The organism is Achromobacter sp. B7, assembly GCF_003600685.1.
Lineage (GTDB): Bacteria > Pseudomonadota > Gammaproteobacteria > Burkholderiales > Burkholderiaceae_B > Achromobacter > Achromobacter spanius_B.
In genome coordinates this window covers 5200799-5219390 of sequence record NZ_CP032084.1, presented here as the reverse complement: position 1 = coordinate 5219390, position 18592 = coordinate 5200799, and the positions used below count along the sequence as shown (strand labels likewise).

Here is an 18592-nt window from a genome sequence, read left to right as displayed (position 1 = left end):
GCCTCAAGGGGCTTGCCGCAGTGGAACAGGATGCCCGTCATCGAACCGCCACGGATTCGAATTGAGGGGGCTGCCAGCCGCCGCCAAGCGCCTTGAACACCGAGATGGCTGCTCGCGCTGAATCGGTCTGCGCTTGCGCCCGGGCATCCGAAGCCTGCAACAGCGTTTCGTCTGCGTGCAGGACATCGATCAGGCTGGCTGTGCCTTTCTCGTAGGCCATGAATGACGACTGACGCGCACGGGTCAGAGAATCTTCGCCACCGGCAAGCGTCGTGGCTTGCGTCTCGCGGTTGACCAGGGCGGAGAAGGCGTTCTCGACGTCTTCGGTGGCGCGCAGCACGGACTGGCGGTAGGCCGCGAGGGCTTCTGCTTCCTGTCCCTTGGCCTGATCGATCTGCGCGTTGATACGACCGAAGTCGAAAAGCCGCCACCGTAGACCTAGAACCGCCGCCGACTGGCTGGCGCCGCTGGAGAAAAGGTTGCCGCTGGAAATGGATGTGGCGCTACCCAGCAAGGCATTCAGGGAGAATTTTGGGTAGTACTCGGCGATAGCCACGCCAATGCGCGCGCTGGACGCGGCAAGCCGACGTTCTGCCACGATGAGATCGGGCCTGCGCCGTAACAGATCCGCGGGCGTCCCTGTGGACGCGATCCGCGGCGCCTTGGGGATAACACCGGTGGCCGCCAGTTCCGAGCGATTGGTGCCGGGCGGGGTGCCTAGCATTACGTCCAGTGCATTCATCGCGGCGTCCAAGCCGGTCTGGATTACGGGAACCGTTGCCAGCACCTGGGCGAGCGAGCCCTCGGTCTGCCGAACCTGGTACTCGGCGGCAAGGCCCTTGCTGTGTAGTAAGCGAACCTTCTCCAGTAACCCTCGTTGCGTCTTTACCTGGTGGCTCGCAATCTCCAGGCGCGCCTGCAATCCGCGAATGGTGATGTAAATGTCGGCGGTCTGCGCGGCGACGGCCAGTCGTGTAGCGGCAGCGCCCGCCTCGGATGCCTGGTATTCGGCCATCGCGGCCTGGCGTTCGCGGCGCAACCCTCCAAACACGTCCAGTTCCCAGCTTGCTCCCAGGTTGGTCTCGTACGAATTGCCGTACCGGTCAAAATCCGGGGTGGCGTTCAGCACCTGCCCGAGCGGAGTTTCAATAGACTGATAAGAACGTCCTGCTTGGCCATTGATATTCCCGGTGGGCAATAATGCGGCTGTCGCAGCGCCGAGGCCGGCGCGCGCCTGAGTCACCCTGGCCAAGGCCTGGGCCAAATCCAGGTTCTGCTCAAGCGCCCTTGTGACGAAGTGACTCAGTACAGGGTCTCCAAAGCCCTCCCACCAGATCGCAAGGCTGGCGGGGGTCGCTGCTGCCCGATTTTCGACGGCGCGCTGGCCCATGTAGTGCTCTGAAAGGGGAGTCTCCGGTCGGTGATAGTCCGGACCCACCGCACAACCCGTCATCAGGCAGGCGCTCATGACGAGGGCGAGAGAGCGAGGGGAAAGCATGGGGGATCCTTGAATGAGCAATCTGAGGTGACGATATTACTATATGGTCACTCGTTGTCAATCACAGTTCGTCAGGCTAAGCTAATTAAATGACTGAAAACGGCACTACCACCCATTCGCGTGGGCCTTCGGAGCACAACGTACGCGACCAGATCGTCGAGGCGGCGACCGAGCACTTCAGCCACTACGGCTATGAGAAGACCACTGTGTCCGATCTGGCCAAGGCGATTGGATTCTCCAAGGCTTATATCTATAAATTCTTCGATTCGAAGCAGGCGATCGGCGAGGTGATTTGCTCGAACCGGCTTGCGATCATCATGCAGGTGGTTGACTCTGTGATCGCTGATTCGCCCACGGCTTCAGAGCGATTGCGCAGGCTTTTCCGCGCTCTGACCGAAACCGGCAGCGATCTTTTCTTCCATGATCGCAAGCTGTACGACATCGCTGCCGTTGCCGCACGCGACCAGTGGCCTTCCGTGCGCGCCCTGGAGGCGCATTTGCGTCAGGTGATCCAAGGCATCCTTCTAGAGGGGCGCGAATCCGGCGAATTCGAGCGCAAGACGCCGCTGGATGAAGCGTCCAACGCAATCTATCTGGTCATGCGGCCTTATATCAATCCCGTACAGCTTCAGTACAACCTCGACATGGCGACTGAGTCGGCAGTGCAGCTTTCCGCCCTCATCTTGAGGAGCCTGTCGCCCTGAATGTGTAGTGACCGTTGACTTTACTGGTCACTAGTTTGAGAATGCGGTTCCTGTTCTACTCATTTAAGTAAGGGAACCCATGCTTCGGCTTCGACCTGCCACTATTGCCGTTTGCTTGCTGCCTTTCGTCTTGACGGCGTGTGGCGAGTCCTCCAAGGCCGACGATCCACGCACGCGCTCGCCACTCGTGAGATCGACAGCGGTCCAACATTCTTCCGACATATCCCGTTCGTTCACCGGCACTGTCGCCGCCCGGGTGCAGAGCGACTTGGGCTTTCGCGTTTCGGGCAAGGTCCTTGAGCGGCTGGTCGATACCGGACAGACCGTCAAGCGCGGTCAGCCCCTGATGCGGCTGGACCCCATTGACCTGGGCCTTCAGGCGCGCGCACAGCAAGAGGCGGTGACGGCCGCGCGGGCACGCGCCAAGCAAACCGCCGATGACGAGGCGCGCTATCGTGATCTGGTCGCGGCCGGCGCCGTGTCGGCATCGGCGTATGACCAGATCAAGGCAGCTGCCGACTCGGCAAAGGCGCAGCTCAGCGCCTCCATCGCACAGGCCGATGTGGCCCGCAATGCCTCGGGCTACGCCGTGCTGCTGGCCGACGCCGATGGTGTGGTTATGGAGACATTGGCCGAGCCCGGGCAGGTCGTCAGCCCTGGGCAGCCCGTGGTTCGACTGGCGCGGGCTGGCCAGCGAGAAGCGATCGTGAACCTGCCGGAGACGCTGCGCCCGCCTCCTGGCTCCACGGCGCAAGCGACGTTATATGGCAGCAACGCCGGTGCGGTATCCGCCAAGCTGAGGCTGTTGTCTGAGTCGGCGGACCGCCTTACTCGGACGTTCGAGGCGCGCTATGTGCTGGAAGGCGCGCTGGCTAACGCGCCACTGGGCGCGACGGTCACTCTTGATATTCCCGACGGGCCCGCCAACAAGCAGGTGCTTCAGGTGCCGATCGCTGCCGTCTACAACGCCGGCAAGGGAACGGGCGTGTGGGCTATTGCGGGCAACCCGGCCATAGTGACTTGGCGACCCGTGGACGTCTTGAGCCTGGGCGATGATGCTGCGCGCGTGTCCGGCGACCTGAAAGCCGGCGAGCAGATTATCGCGCTGGGTGCCCATCTGCTGCATGAGGGCGAGCAGGTTCGGGTGGCGTCTCAGGGCGTTTCCAGCGTAGCGGGGAGCCGTCCATGAGCGAGGGACGTTTCAATCTATCCGCGCTTGCAGTTCGTGAGCGCTCGATTACGGTATTTCTGATCTTTCTGATTGCGATTGCCGGGACCTTGGCGTTCTTCCAATTGGGCCGCGCCGAGGATCCGCCCTTCACCGTCAAACAGCTGACAGTCATTACCGCGTGGCCCGGCGCCACGGCGCAGGAAATGCAAGACCAGGTGGCCGAGCCGCTCGAAAAGCGCATGCAGGAACTGAAGTGGTATGACCGAACGGAAACCTACACCCGTCCGGGCCTGGCCTTCACCATGGTGTCTCTTGCGGACAGGACGCCGCCTTCCGAAGTCCAGGAGGAGTTCTATCAGGCGCGCAAGAAGCTCAGCGACGAATCGGGCAAGTTGCCGGCCGGTGTTATCGGGCCGATGGTCAACGACGAGTTTTCGGATGTGACCTTCGCGCTCTTCGCGCTTAAGGCAAAGGGCGAGCCGCAGCGGCTGTTGGTGCGAGATGCCGAATCGCTGCGACAACGTCTTCTGCACGTGCCTGGTGTTAAGAAAGTCAACATCATTGGCGAGCAAGCCGAACGTATATTTGTCTCGTTTGCGCATGACCGTCTTGCGACGCTCGGGGTCTCGCCACAGGATATTTTTTCTGCCCTGAACAGTCAGAACGTACTTACCCCGGCCGGCTCCATTGATACCGAAGGGCCACAGATTTTCCTGCGGCTTGACGGGGCCTTCGACAAACTGGAAAAGATCCGCGATACGCCCATCGTAGCTCGCGGACGCACGCTGAAGCTCTCGGATGTAGCAACCGTCGAGCGCGGGTATGAAGACCCGTCGACGTTCCTGGTGCGCAATAACGGCGAAGAAGCCTTGCTGCTGGGCGTCATCATGCGCGAGGGTTGGAATGGCTTGGATCTCGGCAAGGCGCTTGATGCAGAGGTAGTCAAAATCAATGAGGACATGCCACTGGGCATGACCCTGACCAAGGTCACCGATCAGTCTGTCAACATCAGCTCGGCGGTCGACGAATTCATGGTCAAATTTTTCGTCGCCCTGCTGGTGGTGATGGTGGTGTGCTTTGTCAGCATGGGCTGGCGCGTAGGCGTGGTCGTGGCGGCGGCTGTGCCGCTGACGTTGGCGGTGGTCTTCGTGATCATGGCCGCCACGGGTAAGAACTTTGACCGCATAACCCTGGGTTCTCTGATTCTGGCGCTTGGCTTGCTGGTCGATGACGCCATCATTGCCATCGAAATGATGGTCGTGAAAATGGAAGAGGGCTACGACCGGATCAGAGCCTCGGCATATGCCTGGAGCCACACCGCCGCGCCAATGCTCTCTGGCACACTGGTCACCGCAGTCGGCTTCATGCCCAACGGCTTTGCCCAGTCGACGGCGGGCGAATACACCAGCAATATGTTCTGGATCGTGGGCATTGCCCTGATCGCCTCTTGGGTCGTCGCCGTGGTGTTTACGCCTTACCTGGGCGTGAAGATGCTGCCGGAGATAAAGAAGGTCGAAGGGGGGCACGCGGCGATTTACGACACGCCTCGCTACAACCGCTTCCGCAGGGTGCTGACCCGGGTCATCGCCCGCAAGTGGCTGGTGGCAGGAACGGTAATCGCGGCATTTATCGTGGCGATCGCCGGCATGGGCGTGGTCAAGAAGCAGTTCTTCCCAAACTCTGATCGTCCGGAAGTACTGGTAGAGGTGCAGATGCCTTATGGCACCTCCATTGAGCAGACGAGCGCCACCACGGCGAAGATCGAAGCGTGGCTGCAAAAGCAGGAAGAAGCGAAGATCGTCACCGCGTATGTCGGTCAGGGCGCACCGCGTTTCTATCTGGCCATGGCGCCTGAGCTGCCCGATCCCTCGTTTGCGAAGATCGTTGTGCTTACCGACAGCCAGGAGGCGCGGGACAAGCTCAAGCTGCGCCTGCGCGAAGCCACGGCTGACGGACTTGCGCCGCAAGCCCGCGTGCGGGTCTCGCAGCTTGTGTTCGGCCCGTATTCGCCATTCCCGGTGGCCTACCGTGTGATGGGACCTGATCCGTCCACGTTGCGCGATATCGCCGGCCAGGTGCAGCAGGTAATGCAAGCCAGCCCCATGATGCGCACGGTCAATACTGACTGGGGACCGCTAGTGCCGACACTGCATTTCTCGCTGGATCAGGATCGTTTGCAGGCCGTTGGGCTGACGTCCTCGGCCGTCGCCCAGCAGTTGCAATTCCTGCTTACGGGTGTGCCGATCACGTCCGTTCGCGAAGACATTCGTTCGGTCCAGGTGATGGGGCGCGCAGCGGGCGATATCCGACTCGATCCGGCCAAGATTGAAGGTTTTACCCTGGTGGGTTCCGCCGGCCAGCGCATTCCTCTGTCTCAGGTGGGGGAAGTCGAGATTCGCATGGAAGATCCCATTCTGCGTCGCCGCGACCGCACGCCCACCATGACGGTAAGGGGTGACATTGCCGAAGGCCTACAGCCGCCGGACGTTTCCTCGGCAATCACCAAGGACCTGCAACCGATCATCGACAAGCTTCCCAATGGATATCGGATCGAGCAGGCCGGGTCGATTGAAGAGTCCGGCAAAGCCAGCACGGCGATGCTGCCACTGTTCCCGATCATGATCGCCCTGACGCTGCTGATCATCATTCTGCAAGTGCGTTCGATGTCGGCCATGGTCATGGTTTTCCTCACTGCGCCGCTCGGGCTGATCGGTGTGGTGCCGACTCTACTGATCTTCCAGCAACCGTTTGGGATCAACGCACTGGTGGGCCTGATCGCTCTGTCCGGCATCCTGATGCGGAACACGCTGATTCTGATTGGGCAGATACACCACAATGAGAACGAGGGGCTGGACCCGTTCCATGCGGTGGTTGAAGCCACGGTGCAGCGCTCGCGTCCGGTGTTGCTCACCGCCCTGGCAGCCATTTTGGCTTTCATTCCGCTCACGCATTCGGTGTTCTGGGGAACGCTGGCCTATACCCTGATTGGGGGCACGCTGGGTGGCACGATCATGACGCTCGTCTTCCTTCCGGCGATGTATTCCATCTGGTTCAAAATTCGCGCGGAGCAGGGCGGAAAGATCGAAGAGGCTCAGCACGCATAATGCGGGCGGCGGGAGATAGCGTTATTTGGTTTCCCGCCCCGCCCTCGTTACAGCAAAGCCATGGCGCAACGCTTTCGCGCCGGGCGTCTTGAATCAAAGACTCATCCGAAAAAGCAAGAACCGTTTGGTCGCCTGTTGCCGTACCCAACATGAGGTATGGATTATTCCTCTGCCGGCAAGTAGCGTGAAGCGCGTCGCTGCGCGCATTGCGTCGGTTGCCAACCGATCCGACCGGGGTTTCAGGGCATATTACTTTTGGTGGTTTTCTCGTTGCGTGGCATGTTTAAAAGCGTTAAGTATCGGTCGCTCGTATTCCCGGGTATCCGACTGTCTTGTTCGCCTTTATCCTGACGCTGTGCATACGGGTAGGCTCGATATGAATCGAAGCCGCAGCGGATTTATTGCGCATGTTCGACGAGTATGGTGGTGAACTTCCGTAGGTCGGCAGTCCTTCGATATCGAACGGGTCATACTGTGATCACATCGCTACCAAGTCCGTCTGAAGCCGTCAAGAAAGCGGTAAGCACGATTCAGATCTCGGTTGTCGTCCCGTTCTTGAACGAACAGGACGTCTTGCCTGTCTGTTATGCGAAGCTGAAAGGGATTCTTGGAGGGCTGGCCCAACCCTACGAAATCGTGTTCGTGGATGATGGAAGCACGGACAACAGCGTGGAGCTCGTGGCTGCGCTGATTCGACGGGATCCCAGGGTGCGAGTCGTGCGCCTGAGCAGAAACTTCGGAAAAGAAGCTGCGATGAGCGCAGGGTTGGCGCATGCCCGCGGTGAGGCCGTGATTATGTTGGATGCCGACCTGCAGGATCCTCCTGAGCTCATTCCGGATATGGTAAAGGCTTGGCGCGACGGCTTCGACATCGTCTCCATGCGACGACGCAAGCGCGAGGGGGAAGGTGCCGCGAAGCGGTTGTCTGCGTATGCGTTCTACCGGATCCTGAGTCGTATGAGCCGTTCGCGGATACCCGCAGACACCGGTGACTTTCGCCTTATGAGTCGAAGAACGGTAGAGGCCCTGCTTCAAATGCCGGAGCGGTGCCGCTATATGAAAGGTCTGTATTCCTGGATCGGATTCCCGACCAAAGTCATCGACTATGACCGCGCGCCCAGGGCTGCCGGCAAGACAAAATGGAACTACTTCGCCCTGTTCGGGCTCGCCCTTGAAGGAATCACCTCCTTCTCAACCGCTCCGTTGCGGTGGGCGACGGGGATAGGCGCCGTTGTGGCATTGGCAGGCGCCGCATTTGGGTTTTGGATTATCTTCAAAACCATGATGTTCGGTGATGACGTACCGGGCTATCCGTCACTGATGGCCATGATTACGTTGCTGAGCGGAATTCAGCTTTTGACTATCGGCCTATTGGGCGAATACGTAGGCAAGGGGTACTTGGAAAGCAAACTGGTCAGCGCGAGCTACAAGGGAGCCATGCTCTATGCCACCTATATCCCAGGTGCAAGCGGCACGGGTAACGTCCTTTTCATATTCGGCCGCTGGCGCTTCTAACGCCTCGGCCCCGCGCCCCGCCCCGGACGGGCAGATTTGCCGGGCTTGAATTTGCAATTAGCGGACTGATGTCGTTTCGATAGGGCCCCTTTGAGGGGGCCGCCGTGAGTAATTCACTGGCTCTTGCGGGCCGAGGCGGGACGATGATAAAGCGCATGCTTGGATGTCTGGTTGGCGGGCTGCTTTACGCTGGATCGAGTTTTGGCGCGGACCAGGTTGATACGCCTGTGTCCGACGGTCGGCGATCAGGCGAATGGGAATTTTCAGTCACGCCCTATGTCTGGGCACCGGCGCTGTCTGGAAAGGTGTCTCACCGACGGTTGCCGGTCATCGATGTAGACACGAGCTTTGATCAGATTCTCGAAAACCTGGATTTCGCGGCCATGCTTAGCGGCGAAGCACGTAAGGGCCGGTACAGCCTTTTCGGCGATTTGATTTATGCAAAGGTCGGCGCTCAGGGCGACACGCCCCGTGAGGTTGTGGCAACCACTGCGGACGTCCACAGCAAGACCTTCACCGGTCTACTGGGCGCAGGGTATTCGGTCCTGGATCAGTCACCTCACAGCCTTGACGTCGTGGCGGGTTTGCGCGTTTGGTCGGTAGACACCGACATCACGCTGAAGGGCGCACGCCTGAATGGCAGGAAAAGCAGCGATGGCGCCACGTGGGTGGATGCCGTCGTAGGGGTGCGGGGCAACTACGTTTTCACTACAAAACTGTACGCGACGGGCTGGGGCCTGGTAGGCGCTGGCGGCGCGAATGCGGATTGGGATGTTGGAATCGGCATGGGATACAACTTCAGCAAGAGCGTCTCAGCGACTGCCGGCTACCGCGCTGTGGGCGTGGATTACAGCGCCGGCGGCTTTAAGTTCGACGCTGTGCTGCACGGCCCAATGGCCGGCTTGACCATTCGTTTTTAAAGGCTGCTTGTCAGACTCGCTTCGACGCACCCAGTCTTCATTCAGTGGCGAGCCGATTCACCCGCTGGACTTAACAGATGGAATAGAGCCTCATGGACATCAAACTACCAAAAGCAGTTTGTCGCGCGATGCTGGTGATTGCGTCCTTCACATCGTCCTATGCCTGCGCGGAAATCAGTCTCTCCGAAACGCGGGCCATCGCGGAGGAAGGGTACATCTACGGTCTTCCTATTGTGATGAACTACGCGATCATGTACGAGTACGCGGTCGACAAGAGCTCGAGCCAGTACAAGGCTCCGTTCAACCAGATTCGCAGCCTGCACCATGTCGCGACCTACAAGGACACGGCCATTATCTCGCCGAACAGCGACACGCCGTATTCCATGATGTTCATGGACCTACGCACCAGGCCGATCGTTTTATCGGTACCGGCAGTGACTAAGCCTCGGTACTACTCGGTTCAGCTTATTGACGGCAGTACCTACAATTTCGGCTACATCGGAAGCCGTTCCACCGGGGACGAGGCTGGCGATTACATGATCGTTGGCCCCGATTGGAAAGGCGTAATGCCTCCAGGCATAAGAAAGGTTTTTCGATCCGAAACGCAGCTTCCCTTCGCGGTCTTTCGGACTCAACTGTTCAACCCGGCCGACATGCCCAACGTCGTAGCGATTCAATCGGGCTACAAAGCACAGCCGCTTTCTGCATATCTCAAACAGCCGGCACCTCCTGCCGCGCCCGCCATCGACTTTCCAAGAATCAATAACGATCTGGCAAAGACCGACTTTTTCACATACTTGGGTTTCGCCTTGCAATTCGGCCCGGCCGCGCCGGAAGAAGTGGCAATTCGTGCGAAGCTTGCTCGTCTGGGCATTGGCGCCGACAAGAAGTTCAGCTTCGAACAGCTGTCCGCCGAGCAAAAGAGCGCCGTCGTCCAAGGCATGCAAGACGGGCATGCCAAGGTCGAAAATGCTATCAAGAATCTGGGCACGAAGGTCAATGGCTGGAACATCGTGGGGGCCGGCGGCGACAGCGCCTTCTACCACGGCGACTGGCTGAAGCGGGCCGCGGTGGCGCAGGCGGGCATATACGCCAACGACGCTGCGGAAGCCACTTACCCCCTGACCACGACCTTGCCCGATGGCGAGCCGCTGGATGCTGGCAAACACAACTACACCATTACCTTTCGCGAGGGGCAGCTGCCGCCGGTCAATGCTTTCTGGTCGGTGACGATGTACGACGGCAAGACGCAGTTGCTGATCGAGAACTCCATCGATCGGTACCTCATTAATTCGCCGATGCTCTCGTCCATGACGAAAAACGCGGATGGCTCGCTGACGCTGTACCTTCAGAAAACGTCACCCGGCGCGGACAAAGAGAACAACTGGCTGCCGGCACCAAACGATCTCATGTACCTGGTCATGCGCCTGTACTGGCCGAAGACCGAGGCGCCTTCCATCCTGCCTCCCGGGAATGGCACGTGGAGTCCGCCCCAGATCGTCAAGGTGATGTAGCGCATTGCACTGAGCGACTCCCGACTACAGGAACCCTATCCATCTGCCCGCTACCAGGCAGCCCGTCCATAGCAGCAGCGAGACGGCGGCCTGGCAGCGCAGCGCGGTGGACGCGGGGCCGCCTTGTAGCACCTGTCCCCATGCCCCGCTCCGGCGCACCAGCCAGGCGTTGATAACCCCGGCGCCCAACAGGCAAATCTTCACCAAGAAGGCCGGATTTTCCAGGTATTCCTGCGCCCGTACGGTGAACAGCGTTGCACCGGTCAGTATGGCCAGCGCAAGGCCAACCGAGGCGGTGCGCGCCAGCACAGGCGCCAGAAGCGCCAAGGATGTGGGCTTGAGCACGCCGAGCAGCCGCAGGTCCAGCGGAACGATCGAACCGATCAATAGGCCGATGGCGCCGATATGGGCGGCGTTGACCAGAAGATAAAGCGTTCCGGATCGTCGCAGCCACAGCGCCGGGGGCAGGGCCGTCAGCGCGTCCAGCGCCAGCCGCAGCGGTTCAGGCATGGGTGAAAGCCGTGGCTCAGGGTTTCTTGATGCGGCTGGGATAGATGTCGTAGGTCTTGCCGCCCACCGTGACCTGGACGGCCTTCATGCGCTTGTTGCCGGCGTCCTGGTCGCGGTTGCCAATGGCGGTGATGGCGTCGCCCGGCTTGGCGGAACCCTCGACGAATCCCGCTTCCTTCGTCTGCGTGGGATTGCCCAGCTCGACCACCCAGACGCCATCATCGGCTCGCACCTTTAACGTGGGATGGGGCGGCGCGACCTGCACCTGCTCGACCGTGCCTTGCAAGGTCATCTGTTCGGATTCCGCCCATGACCAACCGTGATGCGCCATGGCCGTGGGGGCCACTGCGCACAGCGCGGATAGCGCCAGCCCTGCAAATAACGCGCGCTTCGATAGCTTCATGTCGATGCTCCTGGGTTGCGGTGGGGCCGTCGCCACGGCCCGCGCTGGGGCGTGGCGGCCAGTGAGCAAAGCATACCTCTAGAACCGATAAGCCAGCTTCAGCGAGCCCGAATGGCTGTTGCCCCGCGACGCGAACTCGCCGTCGTATTGCAGCCTGAAGTCCAGCGCATTGGCGTGCGTGACCTGGAAGCCCGCGCCGATGCGTCCGACCACATTGTCGGTGGGCATCGTGGTGGTGAAGCTTCCCGCGCTGTCGGGGGCGCCCGCGAGTTTGGACTTGGTTTTCCAGCCGTCTTCCGACAGCAGCGACACGCCTGCGTAGGCAAACGGCCGCAACACGGCGCCCTGCGGTAGCTCGCTGCGTCCGCCGACTTCCAACGTGGGGGCAAGGCCGAAGACCATCTGATCGCTGCTGGCCACCTTCAGATGCAGGGCGTCGCCCGACTCTTCATAGCCGGACATACGCGAGTAAGTCGCGTCCAGATCCGCATAGGGTTTCACGTAGACGTTGCCGTCGGTGAAGGTCCTGGCCACGCGTATGCGCGCGCCGAAGCTGTACACGTCGGGCTTGCTCGTGGCTTGCGACTTGAAATTGGGAATCGCCAGATTGCGGTTCAGGTCATACGACCCATAGCCCGCGCCCAGCGCGCCCGAAATCGTCCAGGGGCCGGCTTCCCGCTTGAGCACCAGACCGGCATACCCGGTGTCGCCGGAACCGGTGACGCGACGATCGTCGCCACGAAGATGCGAGTTCTGGTAGGCGAACGAGCCGCCCAGATACCAGTCCGGCGCGATCCGCCGCTGGCCGCCCAGCTGGTACGTCACGCTGTCCAGTGAGAACCCCGATGAGCCGTTGCCGCCGTCCTGATTCGTATTGCGGCCGGTGACCTGCCCCCAGACGCAATCCTGCTCCTGGGTCATGGGCCCGTTGCCCACGAACGTGGGGCAGGACATCATTGCGCCGGTGAAGCGCGCCATGCCCAGCTGCATTTGCGCGGCGGGCGCCAGCGCAACGCCGGGCGACAGGTCCGACAGGCGATTCTGGTACGAGCCGGCCCCTTGGCGCGAGGCCGCGTCCAGCACCGCGTACAGCTTGGCAAGCCCGGCGGTTCCGCCTTGATCCCAGTCGCGTTGCAAGTGGCTCGCCAGGCTTGTCGCGTTGCGCTTTAACTGCATCGAATCCGCGCTGAAGTTGGCGCCCACAGAGCGCACGTGGGTCGTGCCGCCATCCTGGCGCGCTTCGTAGTCGACCACCGGGGAATCCGATGCAAGCAAGGCGCCGGCCTGGATGCCGTTGACGTTCAATACGGCCAACTCCCGATTCGGCAACAGAGCGAGCGGCGCCACCAGCAATTTGCCATCCAGGGTGGCAGGCCCGTTGATGGTCAGGAAGTCGGATGCCATCTTGTCAAAGTCGGCCCCCACCTTGAGCGTGCCCTGCGCGGATTGCGTGTAAGTCGTGTTGAAGGTCGTGGCGATGAAGCGAGTGCGGTCATAACCCCAGTGGGTGCCTTCGCGCCCGCCCAGCGCAACCAGCCCGTTGTTCTGCAGCGATGTCCCCACGTATTGCGGGCCGGACGAAAAGGTGCCGGTATTCGTCATCCCGCCGCCGTTCTGGTAGACGTTGCCCATCAACAGGCCAGCGTTGTTGATATTGAGCAGGCCGGTGGTGGCCCGGACCGCGGTGTCAGCGGTCACCGAGCCCGTGCTTGCTATGTTCATCATGCTGTCGGCCGCGCTGTCCGTCCAGATGGCGGTTGCCGCCTCGGTGGCCGATCCACCGATGACGCTGCCGTCGATGGCGAGGGTCACGCCGTTTCCATTCGCGTTCTGCGCGAAGATGCCGATGCCATTGACCGCCGTCGACCAGACGCTTGCATTGGCGCCGACCGTGACATTGACAGTGGCGTTGCCGAGCCGTTCCGAAGTGCCTGATCCTGCATAGACCGTATTCCCATCCGCCGCCAGCATCAGGCCACCTGCGCCACTGACGCTTTGCGCCAGGATCCCGATGGCGCCGGCGCCCGTAACGGTGATGATGCCGTTGTTGGTCACCGAGACGTTGCCACCTTGCCCGTTGCCCGGCGATATGGACGCGGCTTGGCTTGCGTCGACGGTGAGGGTGGGCGCGGTGCCAGGCAGGCCGACCAAACCACCGCCTCCGCCCACCGATTGGACGACCAGGCCATGCGATCCGGTCCCGAAAGTCTTGATCCAGCTTTGTGCGCCAAGACTTGCAGTCACCGTGCCGCCGTCAGCCTGTGCGCCGCCCTCGGGTGTGCTGCCGAAAATGCTGGTGTTGATGCCTGCGGTCGCTTGTTGATTTTGCGAATTGATGACGATCCCGCCGCCGCCGCCCACGCTTTGCGCCAGCACCCCAAACGCGTTGTTGCCCTGCGTCGTGATGCGCAGGGCGCCGTTGTCTTGCAGCGTCACGGCGCCGCCGTTGCCTTCGCTTGTATTCTGGGTTTGGCCGGTCGACAGTTTGATGGCCGGTATGGGATCGTCGGCCACGGCAACCCGCACACTGGTGCCCGCACCCGCGAAGCCGCCGCCACCGCCAACCGATTGCAGCACCGTGCCGAATGCCGCTTCGCCCTGCGTGCCGATGGTCGTGATGTTGGCCGGGGCGCCCGCAGCGGTGGATAGCGTGACGGCCCCGCCATTGCCCGCACCACCGCCCGAACCGCCGTAGCCGACGCCGACGGTGAGGGTGCCAAAGAAGCCGTCCGAGCCGTCCGCGGCATGGCCGCCGCCACCGCCCACGCTCTGCGCGTAGATGCCGGCCGCGCCATAGCCGCTGGTGGCAATCGATCCGCCGTTCAGCGCCGTCGTCACACTGCCGCCGGTCGAGCCCTTGCCACCATCGCCGCCCACGCTGTAGTTGGAGTTCACGTCGACTTTCGTCGGATCCACCCAGCCCGAGCCCGTTGCAAGCGCGCCGCCCCCTTTACCGCCGCCGCCGCCGATGCTCTGGGCAAATATCCCCGCGGACCAATCGCCCGCGGTGGTGATCGTGCCTGTGGGATCCAGATTCACCGTGACCGTCCCACCGGTATTGCCCACGCCGCCCGCGCCGCCGACCGACACATCATGATTAAGGTTGAGCTGGTAGTTGGGCGGCTGCTCTTTCAAGAGCTTCTGGTACACATCCTGGAGCACGTTCTTGGCGTCGACGCGACCATCAAGAATGGACACGATGGGATTGTCCGCGGAACCATCCGACCCCGCCGATCCACCTTGCCCGCCACCACCGCCGATGGACTGCGCCTGCACGCCCGCGGCGTCACCGCCGTAGGTGGCGATGTTGCCGCCGACCGTCACCCCCACGGCGCCTCCCGCGCCGCCGGCCCCGCCCGTCTTGCCCACTTTGACGTCGAATGACGGTGATACGTGCATGGCCAGGCCAACGAAGTTATAGGAGCCGCCTTGTGACGCACCTCCGCCGCCGCCAATACTCTGCGCCAGCACGCCCATGGCGCCGGATCCCGCCGTCTGGATCTGCCCCGTGGGCAAGACCTCTACCTGGACCAGGCCCCCATTGCCGCCGACGGCGCCCGAGCCGCCTAAGCCGATGCTGGCCGTCAGGACGGACCCGGTGCCGAAATCTTGCGTGTTTGCGCTGCCGAAGCCGGCGTTGCCGCCCCCGCCACCGATCGATTGCGCGGTGATGCCGTTGGCATAATCGCCGTAAGTCGCGATAGTGCTGCTTGCGGTTCCGGCCGCATCGGGCGTGAACGTTGCTTGCCCGCCGGATACGTTGACCAGGCCCCCCAGGGCGCTCCAGACCGAATTGCCGTTGCCGCCGGCGCCGCCGTCCGCTCCCACGGCCACGGCCACATTCAAGGATAAAGAGAACGCGCCTTCGGGCACCGTACCGCCGTAATCCAGCGCAGCGGCCAGCGACGACGAGTCGCCGCCCGCGCCGCCGCCACCGCCGATGCTTTGGATCAACACACCGTGCGAGCCTTGGCCCCGGGTTTCGATCTGCGCGCCTTGCGCAGCGGCAAAGGTCACGTAATTGCCATCGCCCGCGATACCGCCAGTGCCACCGACCGCGACCGAAACAGGAATCGAAACCTGCGTACCCGCTTCCGTCACCGGGATCCCGATTGCCGCCGCCTTCGCCGTGGCATTACCGCCTAACCCGCCGCCGCCACCTATGCTCTGGATCACGGCGCCAAAGGAATCGATGGGCTGCGCGTTCGCCGTCAGGCAGGGGTCGGCGCAGGTGCCGTTGACCAGCCGCGAGGTCTGCCCCGTCTTGATGCTGCCGCCCAGCATCTGCGAACTGACGACGCCGCTGTTGCCGCCCGTGCCGCCTTGTCCGCCCACCGCCACGGCGACTGTCGCCAGGGGGCCGACGCTATAAGCGAACGCCTGGCCGCCGGTGCCGCCGCCTCCCCCGATGGACTGGCCGACCAGGCCTGCCGCCTTGGTTCCCTGCGTGACGATGTTGGAGTTGTTCAGGTTCAGCACCACGGACCCGCCCGTGCCACCGTCACCGCCCGATGCGCCAATGGCGACCGAATGGAAAATGCCAAAGCTGCTGGCATTGCCCCCGTTGCCGCCGCCACCGCCGATGGATTGGGCGACCAGGCCGTGCGCGTTGTCGCCGCCCGTAGTGAGCGCCAGGTTGGTGGGAGTGCCCATCACTGAGCCGCCCGAGCCGCCTTTGCCGCCGGTGCCGCCAACGCTGATCAGCCCCTGCGTAGCACCGCCCGCGCCGCCGCCGCCGCCAATGGATTGCGCCAGGACACCTATCGCGGACAGCCCCGTGGTGGCGATGGTGCCGGACGCGTTGAAGGTCACCGTGTTGGCATTGGACTCGAACGGGTTGGTGGTGGCATCGCCACCCAGCGAAACCCCCAGCCCGCCCGCGCTTCCCGCCGCGCCGCCGCTGCCGCCGATGGACTGTGCCAGGACGCCCATCGCCATGGTGCCGCTGGTGCGAATGGCGCCGGTGTTCGTCACGGTAATGACCCCGGCTGAACCGGGGGCGCCGCCCGTGCCGCCCTTGCTGTAGAAAATGCCGTAGTCGACCGACCCGGCGCCGCCCGCGCCCGCCAGGGACTGCGCCATGATGCCGACCGAATCCGTGCCGGCGGTCGTTATCGTGCCGGCGTTGGCTACGGTTATCGCGCCCGCCGAGCCACCGTTGCCGCCACTGCCGTCAACGCCGCTCAACTGGCCGTTGCCATTGCCGCCGTTGGCGCCGGCGCCACTGGCGGTTTGTGCCAGGATGCCGGGCGAGCCTTGCCCCTGCGTCGATATGGCGGTGTTTGAATCCGTCGATATCGTTACCGTGCCCGTCGAGCCCCCATTGCCGCCGTTGCCCCCCTGTACGTCCGTGCCTGTGGCGGACGCGGCGGTGCCGCCATCATTACCCAGGTTCTGCACCAGAATGCCGAAGGCGTTCGCGCCCCGCGTCGAGATCGATGTTCCGGCAAGGGACACGTTCATCGATCCGGTGGAACCGCCCGCGCCGCCATCGCCTCCCGAACCGCCCCCGATCGTTCCGGTAAGCGTGCCGCCGTCGGCGCCTTGCCCACCCTGCAACACCGCATAGATGCCATGGGAGTCGTTCGCTGCGGTGGTGATGGTGATGGGCAGGGCCTTGCTGCCCGCCAGTTTGACCGTCAAGCTGCCGGCGTTGCCACCGCTGCCGCCATTGCCGGCGTTGCTGCTGCCGAACCCCAACGCATCGCCGCCGTAGTCCCCGCCCGCACCGCCCGCGCCGCCGACTTGCGAGGTCTGGATCCCCGAAGCGTGATCGCCTGTGGTGGACAAGGTGATGGGGGCGGTGGCCGTGGTGACCCATACGCCCGCGTCGCCCGCCTGCCCGCCAAGACCCCCATTACGATCGTGATAGCTGCCGCTATTGAAGTTGCCGCCGCCCGCGCCGCCGCGCGCTGAAACCAGCAACGCCGGCAGCTGGCTTCCCGCCGTTGACACGCTGGCGTCCGTCACGTTGATCTGCAAGGGAACCTGCGAGCCATTGATGCTGCCCGCGTTGCCGCCATTGCCGCCCAAGGTGTCGTCTTCGTCGGCCAGGCCATTGCCGCCGTTGCCCGCCACGATGATCGCTGCGACGCCCGCTCCGGGCGCTGGCGGCGTGCCGCTCTGGGTGACGGTGACGTTACCGCCGCTTAGCAGGGTGACCTTGGCGCTGAGGTCGCTGGCGGCGCCAATGCCTGCCGCACCGCCATTGCCAAGGCCCTTGTCGGTCGAATCGCCGCCATTGCCCGATGTGGATTGAGCCAGCACGCCATACAGCGCGGACGAGGCGGTCGAGTTGTTGGTCCAGACCCAATTCAACGCGACATTGCCGGAGTTCGTGATCGAAGCACTGCCGCCGCCGCCGCCCATGTTGGCGCCGCCGTCGTATTGATCGGCGCCATTGCCGCCGCTGCTGGACGCCAGGATGCCTGCGTAGCGCCCCGTTCCGGCGAGGTTGACGTTGATGTTTCCCGTATTGACGATGGACGCCCCCGCCGACTGGCCGCCGGCACCGCTGGGGTTATGGTCGTCCGTGGTGCCGCTACCGGCGCCGCCCTGGCTCAGCGCGGCCACGGCCGCGCCGCCCGCTACCGTGACGTTGGGCAGATTGATGCTGACGTCGCCGTGATTGGTCACCGACACGATCTCGGTCTGCGACCGGCCGGCCACGCCGCCATTGCCGCCATAGTCGCCGTTGCTGCTGCTGGCGGCATTGCCGCCCTGCATCTGCGCGAATAGCCCGTAGAGATTGCCGTCGCTGACGATCGGACCTCCCGCGGACTGCAACGTCAGGTTGCCCGTGTTGATCACGGTCAGGCCTTGCGTGTCCGTACCGGTCAGCGTGCCGTCTGGATTGCCGTTGCCGCCTATCGACAAGGCCTGAAGCGCCGCCTTCGTTGAAGAACCAACCGTCACCGTGATGTCCGCGCTGGCGCTTACGTTCATGGGCGGTACCGGGTTGTAGTTTCCGGCCTGGAATATGACCGACTGGCCGGAAGTGCCTGACGTGTTGCAGGACAGTCCGCCGCTGCCACCGCCGCAGTTGTACGTCTGGCCCGACGCCGCAGCCCCCAGGAAGGTGCCGGCAATCGCGGCTGAGAGAGTGGTTACGCGAAGGTAAACCCGGCGGTTGGTCATGCGTTCTTCCGGTTATCAGGACAGCGTTGAGGTGGCTGGCGCAGCATAAAAAACTTGTGCAACACTGTATGTCCCTAAAACTGAGGACATGACGGAACAAGCCGATGAAGGCAGAC

General features: G+C 62.8%; 10 protein-coding genes. 6 read left to right on the top strand and 4 right to left on the bottom strand.

What is annotated here, in order from left to right:
* Positions 1-37: 37 nt before the first annotated feature.
* Entirely contained in the window at positions 38-1498 is a 1461-nt protein-coding gene (locus DVB37_RS23585; protein ID WP_120156943.1) for an efflux transporter outer membrane subunit, read from the bottom strand.
* A gap of 89 nt (positions 1499-1587) precedes the next feature.
* Here DVB37_RS23585 and DVB37_RS23580 point away from each other — a divergent pair, with 89 nt between their 5' ends.
* From DVB37_RS23580 to DVB37_RS23555, 6 genes are all read left to right on the top strand, one after another.
* The gene (locus DVB37_RS23580; RefSeq protein WP_120156942.1) at positions 1588-2202 is read left to right on the top strand and encodes a TetR/AcrR family transcriptional regulator; all 615 of its coding nucleotides are present in this window, start codon (positions 1588-1590) and stop codon (positions 2200-2202) included.
* 79 nt (positions 2203-2281) lie between these two features.
* Positions 2282-3391 carry an efflux RND transporter periplasmic adaptor subunit gene (locus DVB37_RS23575; protein WP_120156941.1) on the top strand — a complete coding sequence of 370 codons (1110 nt, stop codon included), beginning with the start codon at positions 2282-2284 and terminating at the stop codon, positions 3389-3391.
* Positions 3388-6477 carry an efflux RND transporter permease subunit gene (locus DVB37_RS23570; RefSeq protein ID WP_120156940.1) on the top strand — a complete coding sequence of 1030 codons (3090 nt, stop codon included), beginning with the start codon at positions 3388-3390 and terminating at the stop codon, positions 6475-6477. The genes DVB37_RS23575 and DVB37_RS23570 overlap by 4 nt, the downstream gene beginning before the upstream one ends.
* Positions 6478-6951: 474 nt before the next feature.
* The gene (locus DVB37_RS23565; protein ID WP_371683090.1) at positions 6952-7992 is read left to right on the top strand and encodes a glycosyltransferase; all 1041 of its coding nucleotides are present in this window, start codon (positions 6952-6954) and stop codon (positions 7990-7992) included.
* A gap of 104 nt (positions 7993-8096) precedes the next feature.
* Entirely contained in the window at positions 8097-8912 is an 816-nt protein-coding gene (locus tag DVB37_RS23560; protein ID WP_240433985.1) for a hypothetical protein, read from the top strand.
* 92 nt (positions 8913-9004) lie between these two features.
* Positions 9005-10426 carry a DUF1254 domain-containing protein gene (locus DVB37_RS23555; RefSeq protein ID WP_120156939.1) on the top strand — a complete coding sequence of 474 codons (1422 nt, stop codon included), beginning with the start codon at positions 9005-9007 and terminating at the stop codon, positions 10424-10426.
* Positions 10427-10450: 24 nt separating this feature from the next.
* Here the strand turns inward: DVB37_RS23555 and DVB37_RS23550 are convergent, their stop codons facing one another.
* The 3 genes from DVB37_RS23550 to DVB37_RS23540 all read right to left on the bottom strand — a co-directional run bounded on the left by DVB37_RS23550 (position 10451) and on the right by DVB37_RS23540 (position 18476).
* On the bottom strand, positions 10451-10936 hold the full coding sequence (locus tag DVB37_RS23550; protein ID WP_120156938.1) for a DUF6644 family protein: 486 nt from the start codon (positions 10934-10936) through the stop codon (positions 10451-10453).
* Positions 10937-10952: 16 nt separating this feature from the next.
* Complete coding sequence (locus DVB37_RS23545) at positions 10953-11339, bottom strand: DUF6152 family protein (protein WP_104142044.1); 387 nt, start codon at positions 11337-11339, stop codon at positions 10953-10955.
* 78 nt (positions 11340-11417) lie between these two features.
* Complete coding sequence (locus DVB37_RS23540; RefSeq protein WP_162941277.1) at positions 11418-18476, bottom strand: autotransporter outer membrane beta-barrel domain-containing protein; 7059 nt, start codon at positions 18474-18476, stop codon at positions 11418-11420.
* Positions 18477-18592 lie beyond the last annotated feature (116 nt).

What these genes read in the sequence shown, in the direction of transcription:
- DVB37_RS23570 (WP_120156940.1), top strand. Translation starts at nt 3,388, where the DNA reads ATGAGCGAGGGACGTTTCAATCTATCCGCGCTTGCAGTTCGTGAGCGC.
- DVB37_RS23540 (WP_162941277.1), bottom strand. Translation starts at nt 18,476, where the DNA reads ATGACCAACCGCCGGGTTTACCTTCGCGTAACCACTCTCTCAGCCGCG.
- DVB37_RS23580 (WP_120156942.1), top strand. Translation starts at nt 1,588, where the DNA reads ATGACTGAAAACGGCACTACCACCCATTCGCGTGGGCCTTCGGAGCAC.
- DVB37_RS23545 (WP_104142044.1), bottom strand. Translation starts at nt 11,339, where the DNA reads ATGAAGCTATCGAAGCGCGCGTTATTTGCAGGGCTGGCGCTATCCGCG.
- DVB37_RS23550 (WP_120156938.1), bottom strand. Translation starts at nt 10,936, where the DNA reads ATGCCTGAACCGCTGCGGCTGGCGCTGGACGCGCTGACGGCCCTGCCC.
- DVB37_RS23555 (WP_120156939.1), top strand. Translation starts at nt 9,005, where the DNA reads ATGGACATCAAACTACCAAAAGCAGTTTGTCGCGCGATGCTGGTGATT.
- DVB37_RS23585 (WP_120156943.1), bottom strand. Translation starts at nt 1,498, where the DNA reads ATGCTTTCCCCTCGCTCTCTCGCCCTCGTCATGAGCGCCTGCCTGATG.
- DVB37_RS23575 (WP_120156941.1), top strand. Translation starts at nt 2,282, where the DNA reads ATGCTTCGGCTTCGACCTGCCACTATTGCCGTTTGCTTGCTGCCTTTC.